Genomic DNA, 22,275 nt, shown 5'->3' with positions numbered 1-22,275 from the left:
TGCCAGCACTAACGAAGGGAACGGCTCCATGTACAAAATCAAGCTCAAGACAGAAACCATCGTTGTGGCCGCCGATCTGATCGGCACCCTGGTGTTTGCCATCGAAGGCGCGCTGAGCGCAATGCGCGGCGGCCTCGATCTGCTCGGCGTGATGGTGATCTCGTTCGTGGCCGCCCTGGGCGGCGGCGTCATCCGCGACCTGCTGATAGGTTCGACGCCGCCGAATGCGATCCGCGACTGGCGCTATCCGGTGCTGACTTTCCTGGCCGGCTTCTTCACCTTTGTCTTTCATTCGACGGTACAGGCATTCCCGCCGGAATGGATGCTGGTGCTGGACGCCGCCGGCCTGGCCCTGTTCGCCGTGGCCGGCGTCGAGAAAGCCATCCTGTTCGGCATCCGGCCGTTTATCGCCATGCTGATGGGAACCGTCACCGCGGTCGGCGGCGGCGTGGTGCGAGACATCCTGCTGTCGCGCGTGCCGGCGGTGCTGCAGGTGGATATCTACGCCACCGCAGCCTTCTTTGGCGCGTTCGTGTTGCTGGCCACGCGCCGCCTCGGCCTGCCGCCCGGCGCTGCCGCGTTCGCTGGCGGCCTGGCTTGCTTTACGCTGCGCATGGTGGCGGTATCGCGCGGCTGGCATTTGCCGCGCGCCTAGGGCGCGAACCGGTGTCTTCCCGATAAAGGCGACCGTCAGCTTTCTGGCGCTGATGTTTTGGAGACTGGCTTTACCTTGCCTCGAGCGGCGTCTCCCTGAATAGCCAGATGGCGACCAGCACGATCCAGATGGCTTGCACCAGAATAATCAAGCCGAATCCATGTGCATTCATCTGGATGTGCCCGCCCAGCACCGCAATCAGCCCGCACAGTCCGACAATGCCGCCGGCGATGCCCAGGACTCTTGTGCTTCTTCCTGAATATGCCAGCGCTATCGACCACAGGATAAATGCACATGATGAGCCGGCAACATACACCTTCGCCAGCGCCTGGTTCAGCTGAAAATTGTAGTGCAGCGCCATCATCAGCAATTGCCGCTGGCTGTCGTCGACGTTGATTGCTTCCTGGGCCAGGCTGGAACCGATCAGGCCGTCAGCCACCGCCGCCAGCATGACGGCCATCGACGCAAAACAATAGACAATGAACGCGCTTAGCCCGCTGATGTGGTTCCAGCCGATGCGGCTGGATATTCCAAAAGCTCCCAGCAAAGTGACCGGAATGCTTGCCAGGCCGAGTATATGCGTCACGGTATTGATGTGATTGACACGCGTGATGGATTCTGCCGAAGCATGCAGATCGAAGCTGGTCGGGTGAATCGCCATGGTAAGGATGCCGGCCAGCATGCCGATCATCAGGGCTGCGGCATGGATTCGTTGATTCGTCATATTTGCCTTTCCAGTTGAACAAAAGAGAGGATGGGGTTGCTTTGCGATAACATAGGAGCCACGAGTATTTCGCCAACGCCGCCCGACATCAATGGACAAGTCCAAATTTATGTCTGATATCGAACAAAAATCTGCTTCTGTTCAGGAGCGCGTGGATTTGCGCTCACGGCGCAGCCGCCACGATATCAATGCCGCCCTGGCCACGCTCTTGCTGCGCCGTTCGTACGACGCTATCCGCGTCAGCGATATTGCAAAAAAGGCAGCCGTCGGCAGAGGCACCTTCTACGCCCATTTCGACAGCAAGGACGAACTGCTCCGAACCCAGCTGGAAGGCGTTCTGGAGCGCCACATTGTGGTATCGACGGAGCTGCCGGGACTACTCGATGCAAGCAGGCTGTTCGCTCATCTGCGCGAGGCGCCGCAAATGTACTCGGCACTGATGAACGGCGCATGCGGTCTGGCGGTATCGCGCATGGCGCAGGAAATACTGGAACGAAGGCTGAGCGCCATCCTGGATGCCCGCGAGGATTTGCCGGCCGGCCTGCACGGACGTTTCATTTCAGCGGCCTTGTTCACGGTATTGGCATGGTGGAATGAGAACGGGATGCAGCAGGCGCCGTCGGAAATGCAGTCTATTTTTGCCGAGCTGTGCACCACCGCTTTTGCCAAAAAGCCCCTGTGAACCGCCCCTGTTTTTACGATAGCCGCATCGAGGATATGCACATGACCCAGCACCTGTTTTTCCTGTTCGCCTCGGCAGCGCCGCCCGGACCCGAAATCGGCGCCCCGCTGCCGCGTTCCATTGGCGGCGGCTTGCGCAGCAGCTTGCCGCTGGCGACGCGCTGACAGACGGGCGGCACAGACCATGGGCTCGCAAGAAAACCAGGCCATTTATGCAAGGCGCATGCACAAGGTGCAGGAGCATATCGACCAGCACCTGGACCAGGTCCTGGAACTGAGCATGCTGGCCGAAGTTGCACACTTCTCCGCATTTCATTTCCACCGCCTGTTCGCCGCCTGGATGGGCGAAACCTTTGGCGACTACCTGCGCCGGCGCCGGCTTGAGGTAGCCGCATTGCGGCTGATCGCCCAGCCGGGGGTGCCGGTGCTGGATATTGCCCTGTCGGTAGGTTTCGGCTCGGCGGAAGCGTTTGCGCGGGCATTCAAGGGCCGCTTCGGCTGCACCGCCACCGAATGGCGCCAGGGGCAGGCGGACCGCTGGGCCAGCCAGCTTGAAGCGATGCGCAGCCAGGATGAGGCGCAAAAAAGCAATCCTGGTCAGCTGCTTCGCAAGCAGGATCAGGAAAACGACGACGGCATGGCCGATCATGAGAACTCCCGACAACCTGTTATGGAGATTCCCATGAAAGTCCAAGTGATTCAACGGCCCGAAGTCAAGATCGCCTACCTGCGCTACATCGGCCCCTACGGCCAGCCAATCTCGGAATTCTGGGGCAAGGTGGTCAGCCCCTGGATGGCAACCAACAACCTGTTCGGCAAGCCGCGCTACGGCATCAGCCACGATGATCCGGGCATCACCAGCGCCGACAAATGCCGCTACGATGCCTGTGTCGAAGTGCCAGCCGATTTTGTCGCCAGCGGCCCCTGCTTCACTACCGTCATCCCCGGCGGCAGTTACGCCATGACGCGCTACCGCGGCACCGGCCGCGATATCGGCGGCAGCTGGACCGGCCTGCTGCGCGACTGGCTGCCGGCCAGCGGCATGCAGCTCGATGCCCGCCCCTGCTTCGAGTACTACCCGACGGACGCCGCTTACGACGCGGCAACCTGCACCTTCGAATGCGATATCTGCATTCCCGTGGTGCCGCTATGAACCAGCTATGAGCCAGCTCTGAACCAGCGCTGGGCCGGCTGCACGTTTCGTCATATGACGAAGCATGCAGCCGGCTTTCGGGCCTATACTGCTATCCTGGCAATTCGCAATTGCTGCAAACCTGCGCAGGAGGTCCGCCCGTGTCACCGCAACCGAATATCTCGTCCGTCGCCTTCCTGATCGCCGAGCCGGCGCGCGCCGCCATGCTGCTGGCCTTGTGCGACGGCAGCGCACTGCCGGCCGGCGAGCTGGCGCATGCAGCGGGCATAACCGCGCAAACCGCCAGCGCTCACCTGGCCAAACTGCTGTACGGCGGCCTGCTCAGTTGCGAGCAGCAAGGCCGCCATCGCTACTACCGCCTGAGCGATCCACATGTCGCCGCCGCGATTGAACATCTTGCCGCCATCAGTTCGGCCGATGTCGTCAGGCGCAGACCATTGAACCGCGCGACGCAAGATCTGCGCTTTGCCCGCTGCTGCTACGACCACCTGGCAGGACAGCTGGGCGTGGCCGTGACGCAAGCCCTGCAGCGGCGTCGCTTTATCGCAGCCGGCGCGGACAAGCAGTTCGAGCTGTCGGCCGCCGGCAGGGCCTGGTTTACCGCAATCGGCGTCGATGTCGGCGCGCTCAAGCCGACCCGCAACGGTCTTGCGCGGCAATGCCTGGACTGGACCGAACGCAGCCATCATCTGGCAGGGCCGCTGGGCGTGCAGCTGATGAGCGCCTTGTGCGACGCGGGCTGGCTGCGGCGCACAAAATCATCGCGCGCGGTCCAGGTCACGCCGAAGGGATGGGCCGGCCTGAAGGCGCAGCTCGATATCGACGAACGTATGCTGGCGGCGGCCACCAACGCCAGATAGACGCACAGTAGAAAGCAAAGCATATGCACAGGAAATACCATATCCGCCCGGCGCTTGAAACCGACGCCGCCATTCTATGCGCCGCAGAGCAGCGGATTGCCGAGACGCCGGGGCGGCTGGCTTCGCATCCGGATGAATTGAAAGCAAGCGCCTACGCCGAGAAAATCCGCGCATTGGCCGATGCCGGCTGCTATCTGGTGGCGGAAAAAGACGGCGTGATAGTCGGCCATGCGGTGCTCGAACCGGTCGCGCCGCGCGTATCGCTGGCGCATGTCTTCACGCTTGGCAGCATGGTGGTGCATAGCGGTTCGGACCGGCAGGGAGTCGGCAGCGCACTCATGCAAGCGTTGCTGCAATGGGCGCAACAGCGGCCGCACGTAGAAAGAATCGAACTGCGGGTGCGCGAACAAAACACGGCGGCGCGGCGCCTGTATGAAAAATTCGGCTTCGTGCTCGAAGGACGTTTTGAAAAACGCATCAAGCTGGCGGACGGCAGCTATCTGACTGACCTCATGATGGCCTGGTTTGCGCCGGCGCCGCCAGCGGGCAGCACTACGCCGCGGCGACCCGCTTGACCGCTTCCTGCACCGCCTGCAGCAGCAATTCCTCCAGGCGGTTCACCGCCGGCCCCGCGATCGTCTGCGCGCGATAGAGCGACAAACCTATCGACGGCAAGCGCGGCAGGCCGGCCTCCTGCGGATCGAGGATGCGCAAGCTGGCCGGCATGCCGATCGGGGTCCGCACGGTAAGCCCGAGCCCGGCCGCCGAAGCCGCCCACAGGGCCGACAGGCTGGCGCTGGTGAAGGCGTGGCGCCAGCTGATCCCGGCGGCATCCAACGCATTCGACGCCATATCGCGCAGCAGGCAAGGCGCATCCAGCAGCACCAGTGAAACCGGCGCGCCGGCCGCGGCGGCCAGCTCCTGCTCCTCGGCCGGCAGATTCCAGCTGGCGCTGGGGTGCGCCGGACCGATCCAGCACAAGGGCAGGTCGGCGACCCGCTCGCCATTCAAAGCCGGCGCTGCGCTCTCCCATAGCAAGGCGAGGTCGATGCGACCCATCGTCACGCGCTCGCGCAAGTCGCTGCTGCGGGCGACGCAGACCTCGATCCTGACCTTGGGATGCGCGCGCATGAAGCGCCCCAGCACCGACGACAGCAGCGCCTCGCCGAAGTCTTCCTGCAAGCCCAGCCTGACCTCGCCTTCCAGCTCGACCCCGCGCACCGCGCTGGCGGTTTCGTCATTCAGTTCCAGCAGGCGCCGCGCATAGCCGAGCAAGGTCTGGCCGGCCTCGGTCAGCGCCAGGCCGCGCCCGGCCTTGCGGAAAATCGGCGCGCCGGCCTGCTCTTCCAGCTTTTTCAGCTGCGCGCTCACCGCCGAGGTGGAACGTCCCAGCCGGTCGGCCGCCTTGGCGAAACTGCCGAGGTCGATGCCGGTGGTGAAGGTGCGCAGCACATCGAGGTCAAAGCTGATTTGTCGCATGTTAATCGTCCTGTTTTTCAAAACAATCGATTCAAAACTATCTGATATTCAAAAGTATCGCGCAAAGCGATACTTGCTGCAAGCAGTGAAAACAAGTGCGTTTCTTACCAGCTCTTGATCCTTGCCAGCCTATATCTCACAGGAGAATTTCGATGTCCCACTCTGCAGATTTCACCAATAACCGCCGCCATCGCTGGAAAGTGCTGGGCGTCGGCGTGGCAGCCAACGCCAGTTTCTCAGCCGCTTTCAGCGGCATTCCGATTACCGCCGTGCTGATACGTTCAAGTTACCATTTAAGCAATTCAGAGCTAGGCCTGGTGCTCGGGCTGATGGGCCTGGGCATCGCAATCAGTGAATTGCCCTGGGGCCTGCTGACCGACCGCTGGGGCGATCGCCCGGTGCTGCTGACCGGCCTCGCCGCTACCGCCGCCGCGCTGGCGCTGATGGCCTTGTTCGTTGCGCCTGTCGCCGGACACATACCCGCCCTGCCGCTGCTGGCCGCCGGGTTGTTGCTGGTCGGCTTGCTGGGCGGCAGCGTCAACGGCTCCAGCGGCCGCGCAGTGATGACCTGGTTCGGCGAAAGCGAACGCGGCATGGCCATGAGCATACGGCAGACTGCCGTACCGCTAGGCGGCGCCGCCGGCGCCCTGATCCTGCCGGTGCTGGCCGCCCATCTCGGCTTTGCCGCCGTGTACGGCGTACTCGCCCTGTTCTGCCTCGTCACCTTGTTCTTCACCTGGCTGTGGCTGCACGAACCTGCCGCCGCGCCGGCAGACAAAGCATCAGGCCAGGCTGCCAAGGCAGCGGCCGCCGGGCCGGCGCCGTTAAAGGACCGTCAATTGTGGAGCATCGTCGCCGCCATCGGCATCCTGTGCGCACCGCAGTTTGCGATACTGTCTTTCGGCACGGTCTTCCTGCACGATTTCGGCCACGCCGGCATCGCTGCCATCACTGCCGCCATGGCGGCACTGCAAGGCGGCGCCATGATCATGCGGATCTGGAGCGGCCGCTGGACCGACCGCAACCGCAATCGCCGCGAGTACCTGCGCTGCTGCACCATCTCGGTTGCAGTCGCTTTTGCAGCACTTGCCGCGCTGGTGACGCTTGCCGGCCAGCTGCCTGCCGTTACACCGTTGATGGGGACGCTGCTGCTCGTGACGCTGGTGATTACCGGCATCAGCGTATCGGCCTGGCACGGCGTCGCCTACACCGAACTGGCGACCATCGCCGGCGCCCGCAATGCAGGCACCGCGCTGGGCATGGCGAACACCAGCGTGTTCGTGATGTGCTTCCTGACGCCGCTGGCGCTGCCGCATATCCTGACGCTGGCCAGCTGGTCAGGCGTATGGCTGCTGGGAAGTGTGCTGGCCCTGATTGCGCTGCCGTTCTTTCCTAAGCCAGTACAAGCGGCGATGGTTTGCCAGGCAGCTTGAGATGCTATGCCGATGCTTTAATCGGCGCTGTATTTTTCAAACGGCACGGGCGGCTTACCCTTGCCGCTTTCAAGCCACCGGTTTCCCGGAATCAGTGCGCCAGCGTTCGGATCCTTGCTGTTGTTCATGACCCAGGTTTCGCTGATGCGCTTGTGGAAAATCCAGTCATGCATTTTCGGCTCGTAGCGGAAAGTGATGTAATCGGTCCAATGGGAGCCACAGGCGACCCCGTTTTGTACGGTGAAGTAATGATTCTTGATCGCCAGCCCCTCCTCGCCGTCTTCGAACGGATCGCACTGGCCGCCTTCGTCAACCGCAAAAATCACGTGATCGTTGCGTTTGGCCAAGGTATAGCTGCCGTCGGCATTCTGGACAAACAGCAGGAGCGGACGGCGCGGGGCCTTGCCGGTTTTTTCGGCAATATCCTTTTCATCGGCTTTGCGTACGGCGACCAGGAAGTCTTCCAGCTTGTCGTCGTTCAGTTGTCCGCTCTTGTAGGAAAGTACCTCGTAGCCGGCGGGGATTTGGCCAATGATATTTTTTGGCAGAGAAGCAGCCTGGGCGCTGGCGAAGACGCCGCATAGCAGCGTAAAAAGAAAAGCGTTTTTCCTCATGGCGTCCATTCTTCGATCTAGCAAGCTGGCGGCGAGGCCGGTTTACAACAGCAGTGCGCCCACCAGGCCGCTGACCACTCCCACCAGCACCGTCAGCAAACCCACCACCACCAGCACCCTGCCGTCGAAGTCCTTGCGCAGCATCAGCAGCGAAGGCAGGCTGACGCTCGGCAGCGTCATCAAGAGCGCCACTGCGGGCGCCATGCCCATGCCGAGCGACAGCATGGTCTGCACGATGGGAATCTCTGCAGCGGTTGGGATCATGAACAGCATGCCGACAGTCGCCATCGGCAGCAGCCACAGCAAACTGTTGCCCATGGCGCCGTCGACGTGCGGGAATAGCCAGACCCGCGCCGCGCCCAGCACCAGTACTGCCAGCACGTACACCGGGATGGTGCTCCAGAACAGCTGCCACAGGCTGCGCGCCCAGCGCGCCATGAAATTTTTCTGCTCAGGAGCGCTGGCTTCAGCCACCGCTGCCAGCGTTGCCTCAGGCATCTGCTGCGGCCGCGAAATGCGCTGGGCGATCATTGCAACGCCTAGCACCAGGGCGATGCCGGCTACCAGGCGCAAGGCGACGAAGCCCCAGCCCAGCACGAAACCCATGAATACCAGCGTTGCTGGATTCAATACCGGATTGGCGATCCAGAAGGCCAGCGCCGCGCCCACCGAAACCTGCTGGCGGCGCATGCCCGCTACCACCGGCGCGGCGCAGCAGGTGCACATCATGCCCGGCAAGGCAAACAGGCCGCCGCGCAGGGCCGAGCCGAAACTGCTGCCGCCGAACATGCGCAACAGCCAGTCGCGCGGAATCAGCACTTGCAGCAAGGAACCCAGGATCACGCCCAGCACCGCCGCTTTCCAGATGGCCAGGAAATACACTTTGGCGTAGCTCAAGGCCGCGCTCATCGGCTCGCCCGGGCTGTCGTTGAGAATCGAGGTGCCGATGCTGTGCTTGTCGGCGGCGACGAAAGATTTCAGGTAGTAAGGCGACCATTTGACGTAGTACAGGCCGATCACGGCCACCAGCACAAACAAGGCTGGCTTCCACCAGAATGACAGGCCTCTTGCGGGCGACGGGGGAGAAAGAGTGTTCATGGCGACGTAATTGGTAGTTGGCGGTGACAAAGCATCATAACTCAGCGTAACTCCCAAGCCCACTAGGGCCTGTTAACAATTAATTTGGGAGTGCGAACGCGCGGCAGGCGTTACAGGCCTAGGCGCGACGACGCGACGTAGCGGTGCTACGGCAAGGAGGAGTAACGACGGCATGTGACGCCTGCAGCCGTTCCCGGAGGGTTCAAGCCAAAACGTGCGCTGGCGGCGTTGCATGGCTTGCTGGGGCTTCAGCCCCAGCTACGCCACGCGCCTTGCCAGCACACGTTTTGGCTTGAACGCATCTCCCAAATTAATTGTTAACAGGCCCTAGGCAACCGGCGACTATTGCCGCGGCCTGACCGGCCGACAACGGGGTGCAGCAGACACAAGGCCAGAGCAGCGGTTATCTCCGGGACTATCGATGAATTACATATTGCCAAGGCAAAAAAAAACCCGCCTGACCTTGCGGTAGCGGGTTGAATCCAAACCTTAGGAGGTGTTGGAGGAGACAGGTGTAACTATATGGCAGTGCAGCATTCATGTCTGCTTTATTATTTGTATAACAGTTATAGATAAATCACATATCTCCCGGGCCGCTCAAATCGGGCCGCGATCGATGCGCTTGCTCAGGATGATGGAAGTCGAAGTGTGGCGCACGCCTTCCATGGCGCCGATCTGGTCCAGCAGGCGGTCCAGCTCGTCGGTCGACTGGCAGCGCAAGGTCAGCATATAGTCGATCACGCCGCTGACCGCGCAAAGCGTCTCGACCTGTGACATTTTTTGCAACTGCTGCACCAAAAGTGGTGCATTGCGGGAATCAATCGAAATGCCGACATAGGCGCGCACCGCCGGCTGGTACAGCTCAAGGTCCAGCCGCACGCCGTAACCGGCGATCACGCCTTTCTTTTCCATCGCCGCCAGGCGCGCTATCGCAGTGGTGCGGGCGATGCCGACGCGCTTGGCGACGGTGGCCATGGAAAGCCGGGCGTCATCCATCAGCAAGGCCAGGATTTTGTGGTCGACTTCGTCGAGTTTCTCTCTCATCGCGACAATCCATCTCTAATGTTCGTCAAATTGTATCGTTATTATACATTTTGACGACTATTTACACTCTATTATCTGACTTTGCTTGAATTTAGAATGGTGCCAGCAGAACAGCAGCATTGACCATAACTACATAACCAAGAGTGAGCGACGACATGACTACCAAACTGATCCTACTAGGCGCCGGCAAAATCGGCGACGCTATCCTCAACCTGTTGTCGCACACAGGCGACTATATCCTGACCGTGGCCGACCGCGATCCGCAACGCCTGGAATACGTCAAGCAAGCGGGCTTTCCGAACGTCACGACGATCCTGGCGGACATTTCGCACGCCCCTACCGTGACCAAGCTGATCAGCGGCCATGACGTCACTCTGTCGGCCTGCCCTTACTTCCTGACCCCGGTCATCGCGGCAGCGGCCAAGGCCGCCCACTCGCACTACTTCGACCTGACCGAAGATGTCGAGAGCACCCGTTTCGTCAAATCGATCGCGCAGGATTCGACCACCGCCTTCGTGCCGCAATGCGGCCTGGCGCCCGGCTTCATTTCGATCGTCGCCAACGATGTCGCCAACCGTTTTGAGACCCTGCACGACGTCAAGATGCGCGTGGGCGCGCTGCCAACCTTCCCGAGCAACGCACTCAAATACAACCTGACCTGGAGCACCGACGGCCTGATCAACGAGTACTGCAATCCTTGCGAAGCGATTGTCGACGGCACCCTGCGCGAAACTTCGCCGCTGGAAGAGCTGGAGCATTTCTCGCTGGACGGCATCGACTACGAAGCCTTCAACACCTCGGGCGGCCTCGGCACCCTGTGCGAAAGCTGGCAAGGCCGGATCCAGAACCTGGATTACAAGACCGTGCGCTACCCTGGCCATCGCGACATCATCAAGATCCTGGTGCGCGACCTGCAACTGGGCAAGCTGGAACGCCGTCCGATCCTGAAGGAAGTGCTGGAAACCTCGATCCCGATCACCAAGCAAGACGTGGTGCTGACTTTCGTCAGCGTCAGCGGCATGCGCGACGGCCGCCTTGAGCAAGAAACCTATGCCAAGAAGATCTACAGCCAGCACGTCAACGGCCAGCTGCTGTCGGCGATCCAGCTGACTACCGCGGCAGGCATTTGCGCGATGGTCGACCTGGTGGTGACCGGCGTGCTGCCGCAAAGCGGCTTCGTGCGCCAGGAACAAGCGACTTTGTCCGACTTCCTGGGCAACCGCTTCGGCCAGTTCTACGCCAGCCACGCGCCTGCCCACGGCGGCTTTGCACCGGCCAGCAATACCGATTTCAACAAATTGAAAGCGGTTGCCTAAGCTGGTTACATAAGCTGGTTACATAAGCTGATCGCAAACACACGAACAAAGCGTAGTTGGTAAAACGGCCGGTATAGCTCTCGCGAGTCATACCGGCCGTTTTTTATTGTCCCGGTGCGCCGAGATCAAAACGAGATGAGTTCAGCCATCATCAGAAAGACATGCGGGCACCCACCGAGAACACATTGTTGACCACGCCGCCCTTGCCGAACTGCGCATCGTAATTGCCGTACCAGCTCCACTTGCGGCTGACCGCGGTGGTGATGCCGATGCCAGCCCAGCCGCTGTTGCGCGGCAGGCCGATGCCCTGCACGGTAAAGCCTGCAACCGGCGCGCCCACGAAGGCCGCGTTGAAATCCAGCTTGCCGCCGTTAAAGCCGTGCTGCCAGGCGCCATAGGCTTGCAGGTTGCTGCTGCCGGCAAACCAGTCCAGCTTGGTGTCGCCGCGCAAACCCAATACGCTTGCAGTCTGCTGATAAGTGCTGCTGCCGGCGGTCAGGCCGAACGCGCTGCCGGTTTCGCTGAAGCCGCCGCGCTTGAGACGGTCGTAGCTGATGCCGGCAAACGGTGTCAGCGTCGCTGTCGGCGACAGCTGGCGCACGTAGCCGGTTTCGGCATAGGCTGAAAGCATGCTGTCGTGATGCTTGGCGGACAGGCTGTCGACTTCGCTGCCGAGTATCGCGGTGCGGTTGATCTTGCTGCTGACGCTGGCGACGCCGGCGCGGCCGGAGACATACACGCCGTCCTTGCTGAGCGCATAGCGACCGTACAGGGACAGGCTGGCGTCCTGGCTGTTGGAGGCGCCGCCGAAGCGGTCGAAGCTGGCCTTGCTTTCCGAGTACGACAGCGCGGCGCCGACGATCGCCTGGTCGTTCAGATGGGTATCGAAACCGAACTGGCCGCCCCAGGTCGAGGTATCAGCCGAAGAGTAGCCCGACTGGCCGAGCTTGCCGGTGGCGCCGATCACGCTGGCCCACAATCCGGCCTTGGCCTGCGACGGCATCGGGCTGCCCAGCAGCGCCAGGCGATTCGACAAATCGCGGTTGATGGCTTGCGACTGCTGGAAAGTCAGCGCTTGCGAGGAGGCGTAGATCTGCCCGGACAAGCTGTCCAGCACCTGGCCCGCGGCGGCAATATCCGCCGTGCGCTGGATCGCCGCGGCGCTGCTCAGGAAAGCCGCATTGCTGCCGCCGGTGTTGCCGCTGGCGACCATGGCGTCGGCCGCTTTCAGCCCTTGCTCGACGTTGGCGGCGCTGTTGTTGCGGGTAGGATCGGCGGCAAACGCTTGTGCCGCAACCGCCTGCACACTGTTGCGGGCGATGGTGAGGTCGACCTCGTTTGGCGTATAGCCCAGCGTCGCGCTCAGGAAAGTGCCCGGATTGAAAGCGGTGCCGTCATGCTCGAACGAGACATCCTGGAACTGGCCGTTAACGCCGCTGGCGGCGGTCAGCACCTTGCCTTTGACGCCGACCTGCTGCGCCACGTAGCCGGACGGATCGCTGCTGCCGGCCGGCGTGGTAGCGACCAGGTGCGAATTGCCGAGCGCCGCGCTGCCGCCCACCGTCAAGGTCGAATTGAACTGATTGGCCAGCACGGCGCTGGCGCTGGCTGTGTAATTGCCGTTGATGGTCATGCCGCTGCCGGTATTGCTGAGGCGGCCGTAGTTGAACACGCTGCCGCCGACCTTGCCGCCGGCGCCGGAGAGGACGCCTGCGCTGTCAATCGTGACCGCGGTCGCTACCGCGCCGGTGACATTGAGCGTGCCCTTGAGCACTTCGGTAGCGCCGCTGTAAGTGTTATTGCCGGCCAGGGTCAGCGTGCCGCTGCCATCCTTGAGCAAGCCGGCATTGCCGCCGATGTCGTTGCCGAAGGTCGAGCTGACTGCATCGAATTTAGCGACGAAATTGCCGCCCAGCGTCAGCCGCGTATCGAACAATGCCGGCCCGCTGGCGGCCTTGCCGGCATTCAGCAAACCCCAGCCGTAGGTGGCGGTGTCGCCCATGCTGGTGGCGGTCGACAGGATGGTCTGGCGGATCTGGTCGGCGCTCATCCAGGGAAAGGCTTGCTGCACCAGGGCCGCGGCGCCAGTGACCGCAGGCGTCGCAAACGAGGTGCCGTAGACGCGGCCGTTGGCCGTCGCCGAGATGAAATCGCCGGGCGCCGCCAGGCACCAGTTGGCGGCTTCGCCGCAGCGGTTGGAATAGCTGGACAGCACGCCCGGCGTGGTATCGCTGCTGCTGTAGCCTTGCGCGCCGCCGGCGGCGTTCACCGCCACCACGGCCAGCCAGCCCTTTTGCAGGTCCGGATAGAGGGCAGGCAAACCGGCCGTCAGGCTGGGATGGGCGCTACTGTCATTGCCGGCAGCCCAGATGAACAGGCTGCCCTGGCTGACGAACGGCTGATAGATATTGTAGAAGGTGGGGCCATTGCCGGCCGGCGCGGCGATCGAGCCGAAGGCGTTCGACTGGTTGAAGATGCGCGCGCCCTTGTTGAACAAATCCTGGTACACCGGAGTGTTAAAAGAAACGTTGTCGCCGCCGGTGCCGACCGCTGCCCCCAGCATGCTCACCGACGGCGCGACGCCATAGCTGCTGCCGCCCAGGGCTTCCGCCACTTCGCTGCCGTGCGGATTGCCGGCGCCGCCGCTGGCATACACGGTCTTGACCAGGCGTCCGGCAAACTCGGGATCGGAGACGTTGAAATCGGTATCGACTACCGCCACCGTCACGCCGGCGCCGGTGATGCCGCGCGCATGGGCCGCATTGGCATTGCTCGGATCGCTGGTATTGAGGATCGGCGCTGCCGCTGCCGGCGCCGCTGTGGTCGGCGCCGGATTGGTGGAGACCGGCTGCTGGGCGCCATCGGGACTGCTGGAACCGCCGCCTCCGCCGCCGCAGGCTGCAAGCGAGCTCATGACGGCGATGGATACTACTGACAAGGGAAAACGACTGATGTGTTTGCGATTCATGGCCTACTCGATTGAATAACTTGCGGCAAACACAGTCTGAAAACAATTGTCCTCCCAGTGCTTTACGCCAAATTACGTGGTGAAAATTTGCTTGCAAAGATACCGTCGCGCAAGAATCGATACAATACAAAGCTGTCACTAAATGCTAAAAAAATGAGCAGTTTTTGTGAATTGTTGTGAAATCACAGCATGCAAGATCGTCATCTTTACTGAAAAATAGCAAGTAATTACCAATAAATAACCACTAATTAACAACTAAATAGCAAATTGAAAACAGTTTGTCGCAAAGTCTTTTTTTAGCATTGAGACAACGGATCGGGACGAAAAAAAAGCCTGCCTCGCGGCAGACTTCACATAGAAAAACATCGGACGCTGGGGGCCAGCATCACCCCTGCAAAGCTGCTTTCCAGGCTTCCGCCTGGCCCAGGAAGCGTCCGGCATCCAGCGTTTGCAGTTTCTCTCCGCGCTGCAGGACGAAAGTAGGAAAGCCCTGTCCGCCAACCTTGTTCAGCAGCGCGCGGCTGGCAGCGATATGCGCCTGCGTGGCAGCGCCTTGCTGGGCCGCAAATGCGCTGTCGAACTGCGCCGCATCAAGGCCGAGCTCCAGCGCCAGCCTGCGCAGCACCGCCGCATCGGCCACCCGCAAGCCTTGCACATAGTGCGCAGTCTGGATCCGCGCCAGCATGGCCAGCCCGCTGCCGCTGCCGGCTTCGGCAGCCAGCACCGCGCTGATCGGCGGTTCCGAGTCCAGTATCGCCGTGGTGTCCAGCAGCAGGCCGTTGAAGTAGTCCTCGCCAAACGGCTGGCCGCTCATCGCCGCGATCCGGTGATCGTGCTGCATCACGTAGCTGCGCAGCTGCGTACTGACCTGCCGGCGATTGCTGCCGGTCATCATGCCGCCGCCATGCAGCACGATGGCGAGGCCATCGATCTCACGGGCTGCCGTCAGCAAGGGGGCGGCGCCGTAGCACCAGCCGCACAGCGGATCGTAGATATAGTGCAGCACCGTGCCGCTGGCGGCTGCCGGCGCTGCTGCTTCGGCATTGGCTGCGGCGTCGGGAAGCTCGCAGCCGCCGTCGCTGCAATGATCGCGCTCTACCATTTCATTTCACCTTTGCTGACCTTGGCGCCAAGCTCCAGGGAAGAAACGCCGTCCAGGTTCGGATAGTGCTTCTTCATTGCTTCGATCAGCGCTGCGGAGTCCTTGGCCTTGACGGTTTCGGCTTCATAGGTTTTCAGGTAATCCTTGGTGAAGCGCACCGATTCGATGTTCTGCGGCGCGCCGGCGCTGAAATGGCCGGGCACCACGACTTTCGGATGCAGGGCGCTGATCTTGTCGAGCATCTTGATCCATTGCTGGCGCGAGGCCAGGGTCTGGGTGTCGGCCGTCCACACATGTTCATTGCCGACCACCAGCACGCCGCCCACCACGGCTTTCAGCGATGGAATCCAGACGAAGCTGCGGTCCGGGCTGGCGCCGTCGAGGCCGATGACTTCCAGCTTGCGGCCTTCCAGGGTCAGCGTGTTGCCTTCCAGCGCTTCCGGCACGATCAGCTGCTTAGGCGCGTTGGTGCCGAGCTTGGGGCCCCAGAACGCCAGCTTGCCTTCCATGGTGGCCTTGATGTGGGCGACTACCGGCGCCGGCGCCACGATCCTGGCGTCCGGATAGGCGGCTTTCAGCACTTCCAGGCCGAAATAGTAATCAGGATCGCCGTGGCTGATGTAGATGGTAGTCAGCTTCTTGCCGCTGTCCTGCACTTTTTTCAGCAGCTGTTCAGCGCTGGCGCGGTCGAACTGGGCGTCGACGACAATGGCGTCGGTGTTGCCGGTAATCAGCTCGGACGACACCGGGAAAATGCCATTGGCGCCCGGATTATAGACTTCCAGCTTGAGCGGCTGCGGTGCAGACGTGGCGGAAGCGGCGATCATCAGGCTGGCGCCAGCTGCCAGCAGCGAACGGAATACTGTGCGTTTGAACATCGATATCTCCAGAGTGAAGTGAAAGAACCATCATCATAGTTGCCAAAAACGATGCAAAAAACCCCATAATAGCGATCAGTTTGTTGCATAAATCGATCAAATCAATCAAATTGATCACCTAGACAGGAATAACCATGGACAGACTGATCGCAATGCAAGTCTTTGTGGAGGTTGCCGACCAAGGCAGCCTGACCGCCGCCGCCGACAAGCTGGACATGTCGCGCGCCATGGTCTCGCGCTACCTGGCAGAGCTGGAGCAATGGGTGGGCGCGCGCCTGCTGCACCGGACTACCCGCAAGCTCAGCCTGACCTCGGCCGGCAGCGACACCTTGCCGCGCTGCCGGCAGATGCTGGACATGGCCGGCGATATCCAGTCCTCTGCCGCCGCGCCGGAAAACACGCCGCGCGGAACGCTGCGCCTGACCTTCAGCATGTCGATGGGGCAAACCTATCTGGTGCCGCTGCTGACCCGCTTCCTCAAGCGCTATCCCGGCACCGCGATCGACATGCTGATGGTAGACCGCACCGTCAACCTGATCGAAGAACGGGTCGACCTGGCGATCCGCATCACCAATGCGCTCGATCCCAACCTGATTGCACGCAAGCTGGCGGTTTGCCATTCGGTAGTGGTGGCGGCGCCGTCCTATCTGGCGGAGCACGGTACGCCGAAAACCGTGGAAGACCTGGCCTTGCACAACTGCCTGACCTATTCCTATTTCGGCAAAAGCCTGTGGGAATTCGAGAAGGACGGCGCGCCGATCGCGGTGCCGGTTGGCGGCAACATGAGCGCCAACGAATCGTCGGTGCTGCTGGAAGCGGCGGTGTGCGGAGCAGGGATTGCCTTGCAGCCGCTGCACGCCGCCTCAGGATTGCTGCATGATGGTAGACTACGGGCGCTGCTCGGCGAATATCGCCCGCGCGAATTGAGTATTTACGGCGTCTATGCTTCGCGCCGTCAGATGCCTGCCATCCTGCGCGCCATGCTCGATTTCCTGGTCGAGGAATTTAGCGCAGACTCCGGCTGGGAAGCGCCGGTCAATTGAATTAACCAATTTCTTCAGGCGATTTCGCCAGACAACTTCGTCCGTTGACGTTGAGGCATGCGCGGCTTTGCCGCCGCAGCCCGGTCAACACCCTGTACCCAATCGCCAACCGGCCAGCCCGGCGCGATGCCCGATCCCTGGCTGTATAGCTTCACCGTCTTTACCAAGCGAATCAAACAATGCAAAAAATTTCCACGCTTACCCGCAGCACCCTGATGTTTCCGCTGGCCCTGGTCCTGTTCGAATTCTCAGTGTACATCGCCAACGACATGATCCAGCCGGGCATGCTGACAGTGACCCGCGAATTCGGCGCCAGCGCGGCCTGGATGGCGTCTGCCATGACCGCCTTCCTGGTCGGCGGCGCGATCTTCCAATGGCTGTTCGGGCCGCTCTCGGATCGCATCGGGCGCCGTCCTGTGATGCTGGGCGGCACTCTGTTTTTCATCATCGCCTGCCTGGCGACGCTGTTTTCGCGCAGCATCGAAAGTTTCATCGTCTTGCGCGTGCTGCAAGGCATGGGCTTGTGCTTCATTTCTTCGGTCGGCTATGCCGTGGTGCAGGAGGCCTTCGAAGAAAAGGCGGCGATCCGGGTCACCGCGCTGATGGCCAATGTGGCGCTGATCGCGCCGCTGATCGGCCCGGTCGCAGGCGCCTTCATGATTGAAGTGCTGCCGTGGCGCATGGTGTTCGTGTTCATCGCCGCGATCGCCACGCTCGCCTTGGTCGGCCTGGCGCGGCACATGCCTGAAACCGTCAAGCCGCGCAAGGAAAAACTGCCGCTGGCGCAGATCTGGCACGACTACCGTGAAGTGGTCGGCAACCTGCACTTCCTCAAGGCGGCGATGTGCATGCCCCTGCTGGCGATTCCGCTGATCGGCTGGATCGCCATGTCGCCGGAAATCCTGGTGGCCGACGGTCATCTGAGCGTGATCGAATACGGCTACTGGCAGATTCCGGTATTCGCCTGCCTGATCGCCGGCAACCTGGTGCTGGCGCGCCAGGTCGACCGCTGGCGCCTGGGCAGTTCGATCAAGATCGCGCTCTATCCGATCGCGCTCGGCATCCTGATCATGCTGTTCGGCGCGACTTTCCTCGACAAGCCCTACTTCCTGGTGGCCGCGATCAGCGCGATCGCTTTCGGCGAAGGCCTGTCGGCGGCGGTGATGATCCGCTTCACCCTGACCGAAAGCCCGGTCTCGAAAGCCACCGTGGCCGCCACCATGGGCATGATCAACATGACCCTGTACGGCGTCGGCATCGAACTGTACAAGGTGTTTTACCTGTACGCGGGAATGATGGGCTTTGCGCTGTTCTCGACCGCTGTCATCGCGCTGTACTGGTACCTGTCGCGCAGCGTGGTGGCGCGCGCCATGCAGGCGCGGGTGACCGGCCATGAAGAGAAAGAAACGGGACCGTTGATTTGAGGAGATTGAGGAGAATTGAGGAGGAATGCAGGGAGCGCATGCGGCTCCCTGCACCGACGCCGGACGGCGCCGGCAGCCGGCAATGGCAGCAGGTTTACTCGTTGCGCTTCTGGCTGATGATGCTCATGAATTCGCGCCGCGTCGACGGATCGTCGCGGAACGCGCCCAGCATGCGGCTGGTCACCAGGCTGGTGCCCGGCTTGTGGATGCCGCGCGTGGTCATGCAGCCGTGCGATGCCTCGATCACTACCGCCACGCCCTTCGGCAGCAAGACCTGCTGCAGGGTATCGGCGATCTGCACTGTCATTTTTTCCTGGATCTGCAAGCGCTTGGCGTAGATATCCACCAGGCGCGCCAGTTTCGAGATTCCCACCACGCGCCGGTCCGGCAGATAGGCCACGTGCGCCTTGCCGATGATGGGCGCCATATGATGCTCGCAATGGCTTTCAAAACGGATGTTGGTCAACACCACCATCTCGTCATAGCCCTCCACTTCGGAAAACGTGGTCGATAAAATCTCGACCGGGTCCTTGCTGTAGCCGGCAAAGAATTCTTCATAGGCGCGCGCCACGCGCGCCGGCGTGTCCAGCAAGCCTTCGCGGTCGGGATCGTCGCCCGCCCAGCGCAGCAGGGTGCGAATCGCCGACTCCGCCTCGGCCCGGCTCGGACGTTCCGGCAAGGTGCTAGCCGCCGTCGCCGGCAATGAATCGTTTGAGGCCATCTGGTTACCTTTTCTAAAAAAAATTTTTACTTGCCGCTGCGCAGCCGCACACATATGCTGAACTAGACAAACAAGCGCCGCGGCCAATGCCGACAGTGTAATTCAGCTATTGCATTAGTGCATTCGATTAGTCAAAAGCTGCCATTTGCGCGATGCAACATCGAAACATGCAACGGTAATAACCCGTTATTACCTGCACAAGATTTCACGGTCCCATACTCGACCTTCCCTGCCCCACCAACCTCACTGAGAGATCCATCATGAGCGCAAAGAAAATCCTGATCCTGGCCGGCGACTACGTTGAAGACTATGAATTGATGGTGCCGTTCCAGGCCCTGCAGATGGTCGGCCACCAGGTCGACGTGGTGTGTCCGGACAAAGCTGCCGGCGCCCGGATCCGCACCGCCATCCATGACTTTGAAGGCGACCAGACCTATAGCGAAAAGCCGGGCCACAACTTCACCCTGAATGCAGCGTTCAGCGATGTCGACGTCAGCCGCTACGACGCCTTGCTGATCCCCGGCGGCCGCGCCCCTGAATACCTGCGCCTGAATCCGCGCGTGATCGAAATCGTCCAGCAGTTCCATGCCGCCGACAAGCCGATCGCTGCGGTCTGCCATGGCCCGCAGCTGCTGGCCGCGGCCGGCGTGCTGGAAGGGAAAACCTGCTCGGCCTATCCTGCCTGCGCTCCGGAAGTCAAACTGGCCGGCGGCAAGTATGCGGAAATCGATGTCACGGCGGCGCACCGCGACGGCAATCTGGTGACCGCGCCGGCGTGGCCGGCCCATCCGGCCTGGCTGGCCTTGTTCCTGGCCGCATTGGGGACTCGCATCGAGTTATGATGGGCGCCGTGCAGCCGGCGCGCCGGCTGCACTTTCCCAGCTATTGGCAACAACCAGAAACGAGGCGTCCGATGTGCCAGATTTATGCCCAGGCCGATCCCATATTGTATGAATCGCGCGCCCGCTCGGTGCGCATCATGGGCGTCATCACCACCATCAAGCTGGAAAACCTGTTCTGGCAAACGCTGGCGGAACTGGCGGCGGACAACGATCTGACCACCAACCAGCTGATCGCCAAACTGCACGAAGAAGTCACCACCCACCTGGGTGAAGCCAGCAATTTCGCCTCATTCCTGCGCGTCACCTGCCTGCGCTACCAGACCTTGAAGAGTCACGCCGGATTAGAAACCGCAGCGGCTACCGCTGCTACCAAGATCGGCGCCTCCGCCTAGGGCCTGCTAACTCAGCTTGCCGTCGACAGCTTCAGGCCGATCAGCCCCAGCACGATCAGGCTGACGCTGGCGATGCGCGCCAGGCTGGCCGCCTCCCCCAGCAGCACGATGCCGGCAATGAAGGATCCCACCGCGCCGATCCCGGTCCAAACCGCATAGGCAGTACCAAGCGGCAGCGTACGCATGGCGATCGCCAGCAGCCAGATGCTGACGGCCATGCCGGCGCAAGTAATGATCGACGGCCATGTGCGCGTAAAACCTTCGGAATATTTGAGGCCGACAGCCCAGATGACTTCCGCTATGCCGGCAAGTAAGAGAATGATCCAGGCCATGCGACCTCCATAAAAGATGGGGTCGTCCCCGGTTGAAATACAATGTGCGGCAGCGCCAGGTCGTCCCGGCGCCGGAATGGAATGCGGCAATGCCGCCCATTATATTTTTTTCCCGCCATGCCCGCATGCGCGGCAATTTTCCAAACCTGAGCTCGCCAATCCTGCCATGACGAAAACCTTTGCCCTGTTCCTCCTGACCGCCGTCGCCGAATTGCTGGGCTGCTACCTGCCGATGCTGTGGCTGAACGGCAAAGGTGCGGCGTGGCTGCTGCTGCCGGCGGCCATCAGCCTGCTGGCCTTCGTCTGGCTGCTGACCTTGCATCCCGCCGCCAGCGGCCGCGTATACGCAGCCTATGGCGCGGTGTATATCGCCACCGCGATTTTCTGGCTGTGGAGCGTCGACGGCATTGCGCCGCGCTGGACCGATCTGCTGGGAGCGGGACTGGCGCTGTCAGGCGCGGCGGTGATCGCCTTGGGCGCGCGCGCCTGACAACAAGGCGATCACGCTGATCAGTGCACGCCTATCCATCCCAGGCCGGCGGCAAACACCACGTACAGCAGACCGAACAGCGCCAGGATGCCGCCGTTCAGCATGCCCTTGCGCAGCAGTGCATACAAACCGAACATCGAGATCATGGTCACGGCGGCGGCCCAGATCAATGCGGGGCTGAGCATCCACGGCGTAAAGATCAGCACCAGCGCGGTCGGGATGGTGGCCTGGATCATCATCGCGCCGCTGATATTGCTGAGCGCCAGCGTCTGCTTGCCCTGCCGGACCCAGATCACCGCATTCAGGATTTCCGGCAGCTCGGTGGCGATCGGGCTCAGCAGCAAGGCAGTCAATTGCGGCGAGATGCCAAGCCATGGCGAAATTTCGCCAAGCTGATGCACGAACAGCTGCGAGCTCAGGAAAATCACCACCAGCGCCACCAGCGTCTGCAGCAGCGCCCAGCCCAGCAGCGGTTGCGGATCGTGCGGACGGAACTTGAGCGGCTCCAGCTCATGGATCTCGGCGTCGGCGTCTTCTTCCTTGCGCATTTCGCCCCAGATGTACACGCCGTAAGCCAGCAGGAAAAGCGCGCCCAGCCAAGGCTTGATGGCAAACGCCACCAGCCCGAGGCCGACCTTGACCACGAAAATCCCGATGAACCAGGCTTGATCGCGGCTCAGGCGCGCAGCGGCGCTGGCCGACAGCAGGATATTGCCGAGCTTTTTACGGTTCAGGATGAACATCAGGCCCACCACCGCATAAGCAATGGTGGCCAGCACCAGCGGCCCGCCAAGAGCGGCGCCGACGCCGATTTCACGGTGCGCCGCATCGCGTCCGAACACCACGGCAACAAAGGTCACGACGCTTTCCGGCAGCGCCGTGCCGAACGCCGCCAGCACCGTACCTACCGCGCTCTGGGCAATGCCGAGCCGGCGGCCGACCCATTCGATGCTGTTGACGAAATACTCACACGACAAATAGATGACGACGGCTGAGCCCAGCAACAAGGCGATCGCAAGCATCATG

At 61.7% G+C, this 22,275-nt stretch carries 24 protein-coding genes; 13 read left to right on the top strand and 11 right to left on the bottom strand.

What is annotated here, in order from left to right; genetic code table 11:
- Positions 1 to 28 precede the first annotated feature (28 nt).
- Positions 29 to 655, top strand: a complete 627-nt coding sequence (locus KHU30_RS18915) for a trimeric intracellular cation channel family protein (protein ID WP_211444160.1) — start codon at positions 29 to 31, stop codon at positions 653 to 655.
- Positions 656 to 725: 70 nt separating this feature from the next.
- On the opposite strand, the gene KHU30_RS18910 is transcribed toward KHU30_RS18915, so the two are convergent.
- Entirely contained in the window at positions 726 to 1,379 is a 654-nt protein-coding gene (locus KHU30_RS18910) for a hypothetical protein (protein WP_211444159.1), read from the bottom strand.
- Positions 1,380 to 1,530: 151 nt separating this feature from the next.
- Here KHU30_RS18910 and KHU30_RS18905 point away from each other — a divergent pair, with 151 nt between their 5' ends.
- The 5 genes from KHU30_RS18905 (at position 1,531) to KHU30_RS18890 (ending at position 4,648) form a co-directional block, all read left to right on the top strand.
- The gene (locus tag KHU30_RS18905) at positions 1,531 to 2,061 is read left to right on the top strand and encodes a TetR/AcrR family transcriptional regulator (RefSeq protein WP_211444158.1); all 531 of its coding nucleotides are present in this window, start codon (positions 1,531 to 1,533) and stop codon (positions 2,059 to 2,061) included.
- A gap of 41 nt (positions 2,062 to 2,102) precedes the next feature.
- Positions 2,103 to 2,225 carry a hypothetical protein gene (locus KHU30_RS25405; protein WP_268907051.1) on the top strand — a complete coding sequence of 41 codons (123 nt, stop codon included), beginning with the start codon at positions 2,103 to 2,105 and terminating at the stop codon, positions 2,223 to 2,225.
- Positions 2,226 to 2,244: 19 nt separating this feature from the next.
- Complete coding sequence (locus tag KHU30_RS18900) at positions 2,245 to 3,213, top strand: AraC family transcriptional regulator (RefSeq protein ID WP_211444157.1); 969 nt, start codon at positions 2,245 to 2,247, stop codon at positions 3,211 to 3,213.
- Between the two features lie 140 nt (positions 3,214 to 3,353).
- On the top strand, positions 3,354 to 4,073 hold the full coding sequence (locus tag KHU30_RS18895) for an ArsR/SmtB family transcription factor (protein WP_211444156.1): 720 nt from the start codon (positions 3,354 to 3,356) through the stop codon (positions 4,071 to 4,073).
- 23 nt (positions 4,074 to 4,096) lie between these two features.
- Positions 4,097 to 4,648, top strand: coding sequence for a GNAT family N-acetyltransferase (locus KHU30_RS18890; RefSeq protein ID WP_211444155.1), 552 nt, complete (start codon positions 4,097 to 4,099; stop codon positions 4,646 to 4,648).
- Here KHU30_RS18890 and KHU30_RS18885 read toward each other — a convergent pair.
- The gene (locus KHU30_RS18885; protein ID WP_211444154.1) at positions 4,626 to 5,552 is read right to left on the bottom strand and encodes a LysR substrate-binding domain-containing protein; all 927 of its coding nucleotides are present in this window, start codon (positions 5,550 to 5,552) and stop codon (positions 4,626 to 4,628) included. The two genes, KHU30_RS18890 and KHU30_RS18885, sit on opposite strands and share 23 nt — an antisense overlap.
- 152 nt (positions 5,553 to 5,704) lie before the next feature.
- Between KHU30_RS18885 and KHU30_RS18880 the strand changes: the two genes are divergently transcribed.
- Complete coding sequence (locus tag KHU30_RS18880) at positions 5,705 to 6,985, top strand: MFS transporter (RefSeq protein ID WP_211444153.1); 1,281 nt, start codon at positions 5,705 to 5,707, stop codon at positions 6,983 to 6,985.
- 17 nt (positions 6,986 to 7,002) lie between these two features.
- Here KHU30_RS18880 and KHU30_RS18875 read toward each other — a convergent pair whose 3' ends face one another.
- From KHU30_RS18875 to KHU30_RS18865, 3 genes are all read right to left on the bottom strand, one after another.
- Positions 7,003 to 7,599, bottom strand: a complete 597-nt coding sequence (locus KHU30_RS18875; protein ID WP_211444152.1) for a hypothetical protein — start codon at positions 7,597 to 7,599, stop codon at positions 7,003 to 7,005.
- A 42-nt stretch (positions 7,600 to 7,641) separates the two neighbouring features.
- Positions 7,642 to 8,697: a permease gene (locus KHU30_RS18870; protein ID WP_211444151.1), complete on the bottom strand. Its 1,056-nt coding sequence runs from the start codon at positions 8,695 to 8,697 to the stop codon at positions 7,642 to 7,644.
- Between the two features lie 597 nt (positions 8,698 to 9,294).
- Positions 9,295 to 9,741 carry an Lrp/AsnC family transcriptional regulator gene (locus KHU30_RS18865; RefSeq protein WP_061938265.1) on the bottom strand — a complete coding sequence of 149 codons (447 nt, stop codon included), beginning with the start codon at positions 9,739 to 9,741 and terminating at the stop codon, positions 9,295 to 9,297.
- A gap of 155 nt (positions 9,742 to 9,896) precedes the next feature.
- On the opposite strand from KHU30_RS18865, the gene KHU30_RS18860 reads away from it, so the two are divergent.
- The gene (locus KHU30_RS18860; protein WP_098497553.1) at positions 9,897 to 11,057 is read left to right on the top strand and encodes a saccharopine dehydrogenase family protein; all 1,161 of its coding nucleotides are present in this window, start codon (positions 9,897 to 9,899) and stop codon (positions 11,055 to 11,057) included.
- A 151-nt stretch (positions 11,058 to 11,208) separates the two neighbouring features.
- On the opposite strand, the gene KHU30_RS18855 is transcribed toward KHU30_RS18860, so the two are convergent.
- The 3 genes from KHU30_RS18855 to KHU30_RS18845 all read right to left on the bottom strand — a co-directional run bounded on the left by KHU30_RS18855 (position 11,209) and on the right by KHU30_RS18845 (position 16,005).
- The gene (locus KHU30_RS18855) at positions 11,209 to 14,025 is read right to left on the bottom strand and encodes an autotransporter serine protease (protein WP_211444150.1); all 2,817 of its coding nucleotides are present in this window, start codon (positions 14,023 to 14,025) and stop codon (positions 11,209 to 11,211) included.
- A 385-nt stretch (positions 14,026 to 14,410) separates the two neighbouring features.
- A complete protein-coding gene (locus KHU30_RS18850; protein ID WP_211444149.1) occupies positions 14,411 to 15,127 on the bottom strand; it encodes a DsbA family protein in 717 nt (238 codons plus the stop codon).
- Positions 15,121 to 16,005: an MBL fold metallo-hydrolase gene (locus KHU30_RS18845; RefSeq protein WP_211444148.1), complete on the bottom strand. Its 885-nt coding sequence runs from the start codon at positions 16,003 to 16,005 to the stop codon at positions 15,121 to 15,123. Before KHU30_RS18845 ends, KHU30_RS18850 begins: the two co-directional genes overlap by 7 nt.
- A gap of 134 nt (positions 16,006 to 16,139) precedes the next feature.
- On the opposite strand from KHU30_RS18845, the gene KHU30_RS18840 reads away from it, so the two are divergent.
- Positions 16,140 to 17,048: a LysR family transcriptional regulator gene (locus KHU30_RS18840; RefSeq protein WP_211444147.1), complete on the top strand. Its 909-nt coding sequence runs from the start codon at positions 16,140 to 16,142 to the stop codon at positions 17,046 to 17,048.
- A gap of 179 nt (positions 17,049 to 17,227) precedes the next feature.
- Positions 17,228 to 18,472, top strand: coding sequence for an MFS transporter (locus tag KHU30_RS18835; protein WP_211444146.1), 1,245 nt, complete (start codon positions 17,228 to 17,230; stop codon positions 18,470 to 18,472).
- A 94-nt stretch (positions 18,473 to 18,566) separates the two neighbouring features.
- Here KHU30_RS18835 and folE read toward each other — a convergent pair whose 3' ends face one another.
- Positions 18,567 to 19,193: a GTP cyclohydrolase I FolE gene (gene folE, locus KHU30_RS18830; RefSeq protein ID WP_211444145.1), complete on the bottom strand. Its 627-nt coding sequence runs from the start codon at positions 19,191 to 19,193 to the stop codon at positions 18,567 to 18,569.
- 260 nt (positions 19,194 to 19,453) lie between these two features.
- Here folE and KHU30_RS18825 point away from each other — a divergent pair, with 260 nt between their 5' ends.
- The gene (locus KHU30_RS18825; RefSeq protein WP_211444144.1) at positions 19,454 to 20,035 is read left to right on the top strand and encodes a DJ-1/PfpI family protein; all 582 of its coding nucleotides are present in this window, start codon (positions 19,454 to 19,456) and stop codon (positions 20,033 to 20,035) included.
- Positions 20,036 to 20,106: 71 nt separating this feature from the next.
- Positions 20,107 to 20,427, top strand: coding sequence for a ribbon-helix-helix domain-containing protein (locus KHU30_RS18820; RefSeq protein ID WP_211444143.1), 321 nt, complete (start codon positions 20,107 to 20,109; stop codon positions 20,425 to 20,427).
- A gap of 11 nt (positions 20,428 to 20,438) precedes the next feature.
- Here the strand turns inward: KHU30_RS18820 and sugE are convergent, their stop codons facing one another.
- Positions 20,439 to 20,759, bottom strand: a complete 321-nt coding sequence (gene sugE / locus KHU30_RS18815) for a quaternary ammonium compound efflux SMR transporter SugE (protein ID WP_098495884.1) — start codon at positions 20,757 to 20,759, stop codon at positions 20,439 to 20,441.
- Between the two features lie 166 nt (positions 20,760 to 20,925).
- On the opposite strand from sugE, the gene KHU30_RS18810 reads away from it, so the two are divergent.
- On the top strand, positions 20,926 to 21,249 hold the full coding sequence (locus KHU30_RS18810) for a YnfA family protein (RefSeq protein ID WP_211444142.1): 324 nt from the start codon (positions 20,926 to 20,928) through the stop codon (positions 21,247 to 21,249).
- A gap of 20 nt (positions 21,250 to 21,269) precedes the next feature.
- Here the strand turns inward: KHU30_RS18810 and KHU30_RS18805 are convergent, their stop codons facing one another.
- Entirely contained in the window at positions 21,270 to 22,274 is a 1,005-nt protein-coding gene (locus tag KHU30_RS18805) for a sodium:calcium antiporter (RefSeq protein WP_211444141.1), read from the bottom strand.
- Position 22,275 lies beyond the last annotated feature (1 nt).

The sequence above is a fragment of the Collimonas humicola genome (assembly GCF_018304945.1).
Taxonomy (GTDB): Bacteria; Pseudomonadota; Gammaproteobacteria; order Burkholderiales; family Burkholderiaceae_D; genus Collimonas; species Collimonas humicola.
The sequence above is the reverse complement of the archived record's forward strand: the minus strand, read 5'-3'. Positions and strand labels throughout refer to the sequence as shown.

What these genes read in the sequence shown, in the direction of transcription:
- KHU30_RS18915 (WP_211444160.1), top strand. Translation starts at nt 29, where the DNA reads ATGTACAAAATCAAGCTCAAGACAGAAACCATCGTTGTGGCCGCCGAT.
- KHU30_RS18910 (WP_211444159.1), bottom strand. Translation starts at nt 1,379, where the DNA reads ATGACGAATCAACGAATCCATGCCGCAGCCCTGATGATCGGCATGCTG.
- KHU30_RS25405 (WP_268907051.1), top strand. Translation starts at nt 2,103, where the DNA reads ATGACCCAGCACCTGTTTTTCCTGTTCGCCTCGGCAGCGCCGCCCGGA.
- KHU30_RS18900 (WP_211444157.1), top strand. Translation starts at nt 2,245, where the DNA reads ATGGGCTCGCAAGAAAACCAGGCCATTTATGCAAGGCGCATGCACAAG.
- KHU30_RS18890 (WP_211444155.1), top strand. Translation starts at nt 4,097, where the DNA reads ATGCACAGGAAATACCATATCCGCCCGGCGCTTGAAACCGACGCCGCC.
- KHU30_RS18885 (WP_211444154.1), bottom strand. Translation starts at nt 5,552, where the DNA reads ATGCGACAAATCAGCTTTGACCTCGATGTGCTGCGCACCTTCACCACC.
- KHU30_RS18880 (WP_211444153.1), top strand. Translation starts at nt 5,705, where the DNA reads ATGTCCCACTCTGCAGATTTCACCAATAACCGCCGCCATCGCTGGAAA.
- KHU30_RS18875 (WP_211444152.1), bottom strand. Translation starts at nt 7,599, where the DNA reads ATGAGGAAAAACGCTTTTCTTTTTACGCTGCTATGCGGCGTCTTCGCC.
- KHU30_RS18870 (WP_211444151.1), bottom strand. Translation starts at nt 8,697, where the DNA reads ATGAACACTCTTTCTCCCCCGTCGCCCGCAAGAGGCCTGTCATTCTGG.
- KHU30_RS18865 (WP_061938265.1), bottom strand. Translation starts at nt 9,741, where the DNA reads ATGAGAGAGAAACTCGACGAAGTCGACCACAAAATCCTGGCCTTGCTG.
- KHU30_RS18860 (WP_098497553.1), top strand. Translation starts at nt 9,897, where the DNA reads ATGACTACCAAACTGATCCTACTAGGCGCCGGCAAAATCGGCGACGCT.
- KHU30_RS18855 (WP_211444150.1), bottom strand. Translation starts at nt 14,025, where the DNA reads ATGAATCGCAAACACATCAGTCGTTTTCCCTTGTCAGTAGTATCCATC.
- KHU30_RS18850 (WP_211444149.1), bottom strand. Translation starts at nt 15,127, where the DNA reads ATGGTAGAGCGCGATCATTGCAGCGACGGCGGCTGCGAGCTTCCCGAC.
- KHU30_RS18845 (WP_211444148.1), bottom strand. Translation starts at nt 16,005, where the DNA reads ATGTTCAAACGCACAGTATTCCGTTCGCTGCTGGCAGCTGGCGCCAGC.
- KHU30_RS18840 (WP_211444147.1), top strand. Translation starts at nt 16,140, where the DNA reads ATGGACAGACTGATCGCAATGCAAGTCTTTGTGGAGGTTGCCGACCAA.
- KHU30_RS18835 (WP_211444146.1), top strand. Translation starts at nt 17,228, where the DNA reads ATGCAAAAAATTTCCACGCTTACCCGCAGCACCCTGATGTTTCCGCTG.
- folE (WP_211444145.1), bottom strand. Translation starts at nt 19,193, where the DNA reads ATGGCCTCAAACGATTCATTGCCGGCGACGGCGGCTAGCACCTTGCCG.
- KHU30_RS18825 (WP_211444144.1), top strand. Translation starts at nt 19,454, where the DNA reads ATGAGCGCAAAGAAAATCCTGATCCTGGCCGGCGACTACGTTGAAGAC.
- KHU30_RS18820 (WP_211444143.1), top strand. Translation starts at nt 20,107, where the DNA reads ATGTGCCAGATTTATGCCCAGGCCGATCCCATATTGTATGAATCGCGC.
- sugE (WP_098495884.1), bottom strand. Translation starts at nt 20,759, where the DNA reads ATGGCCTGGATCATTCTCTTACTTGCCGGCATAGCGGAAGTCATCTGG.
- KHU30_RS18810 (WP_211444142.1), top strand. Translation starts at nt 20,926, where the DNA reads ATGACGAAAACCTTTGCCCTGTTCCTCCTGACCGCCGTCGCCGAATTG.
- KHU30_RS18805 (WP_211444141.1), bottom strand. Translation starts at nt 22,274, where the DNA reads ATGATGCTTGCGATCGCCTTGTTGCTGGGCTCAGCCGTCGTCATCTAT.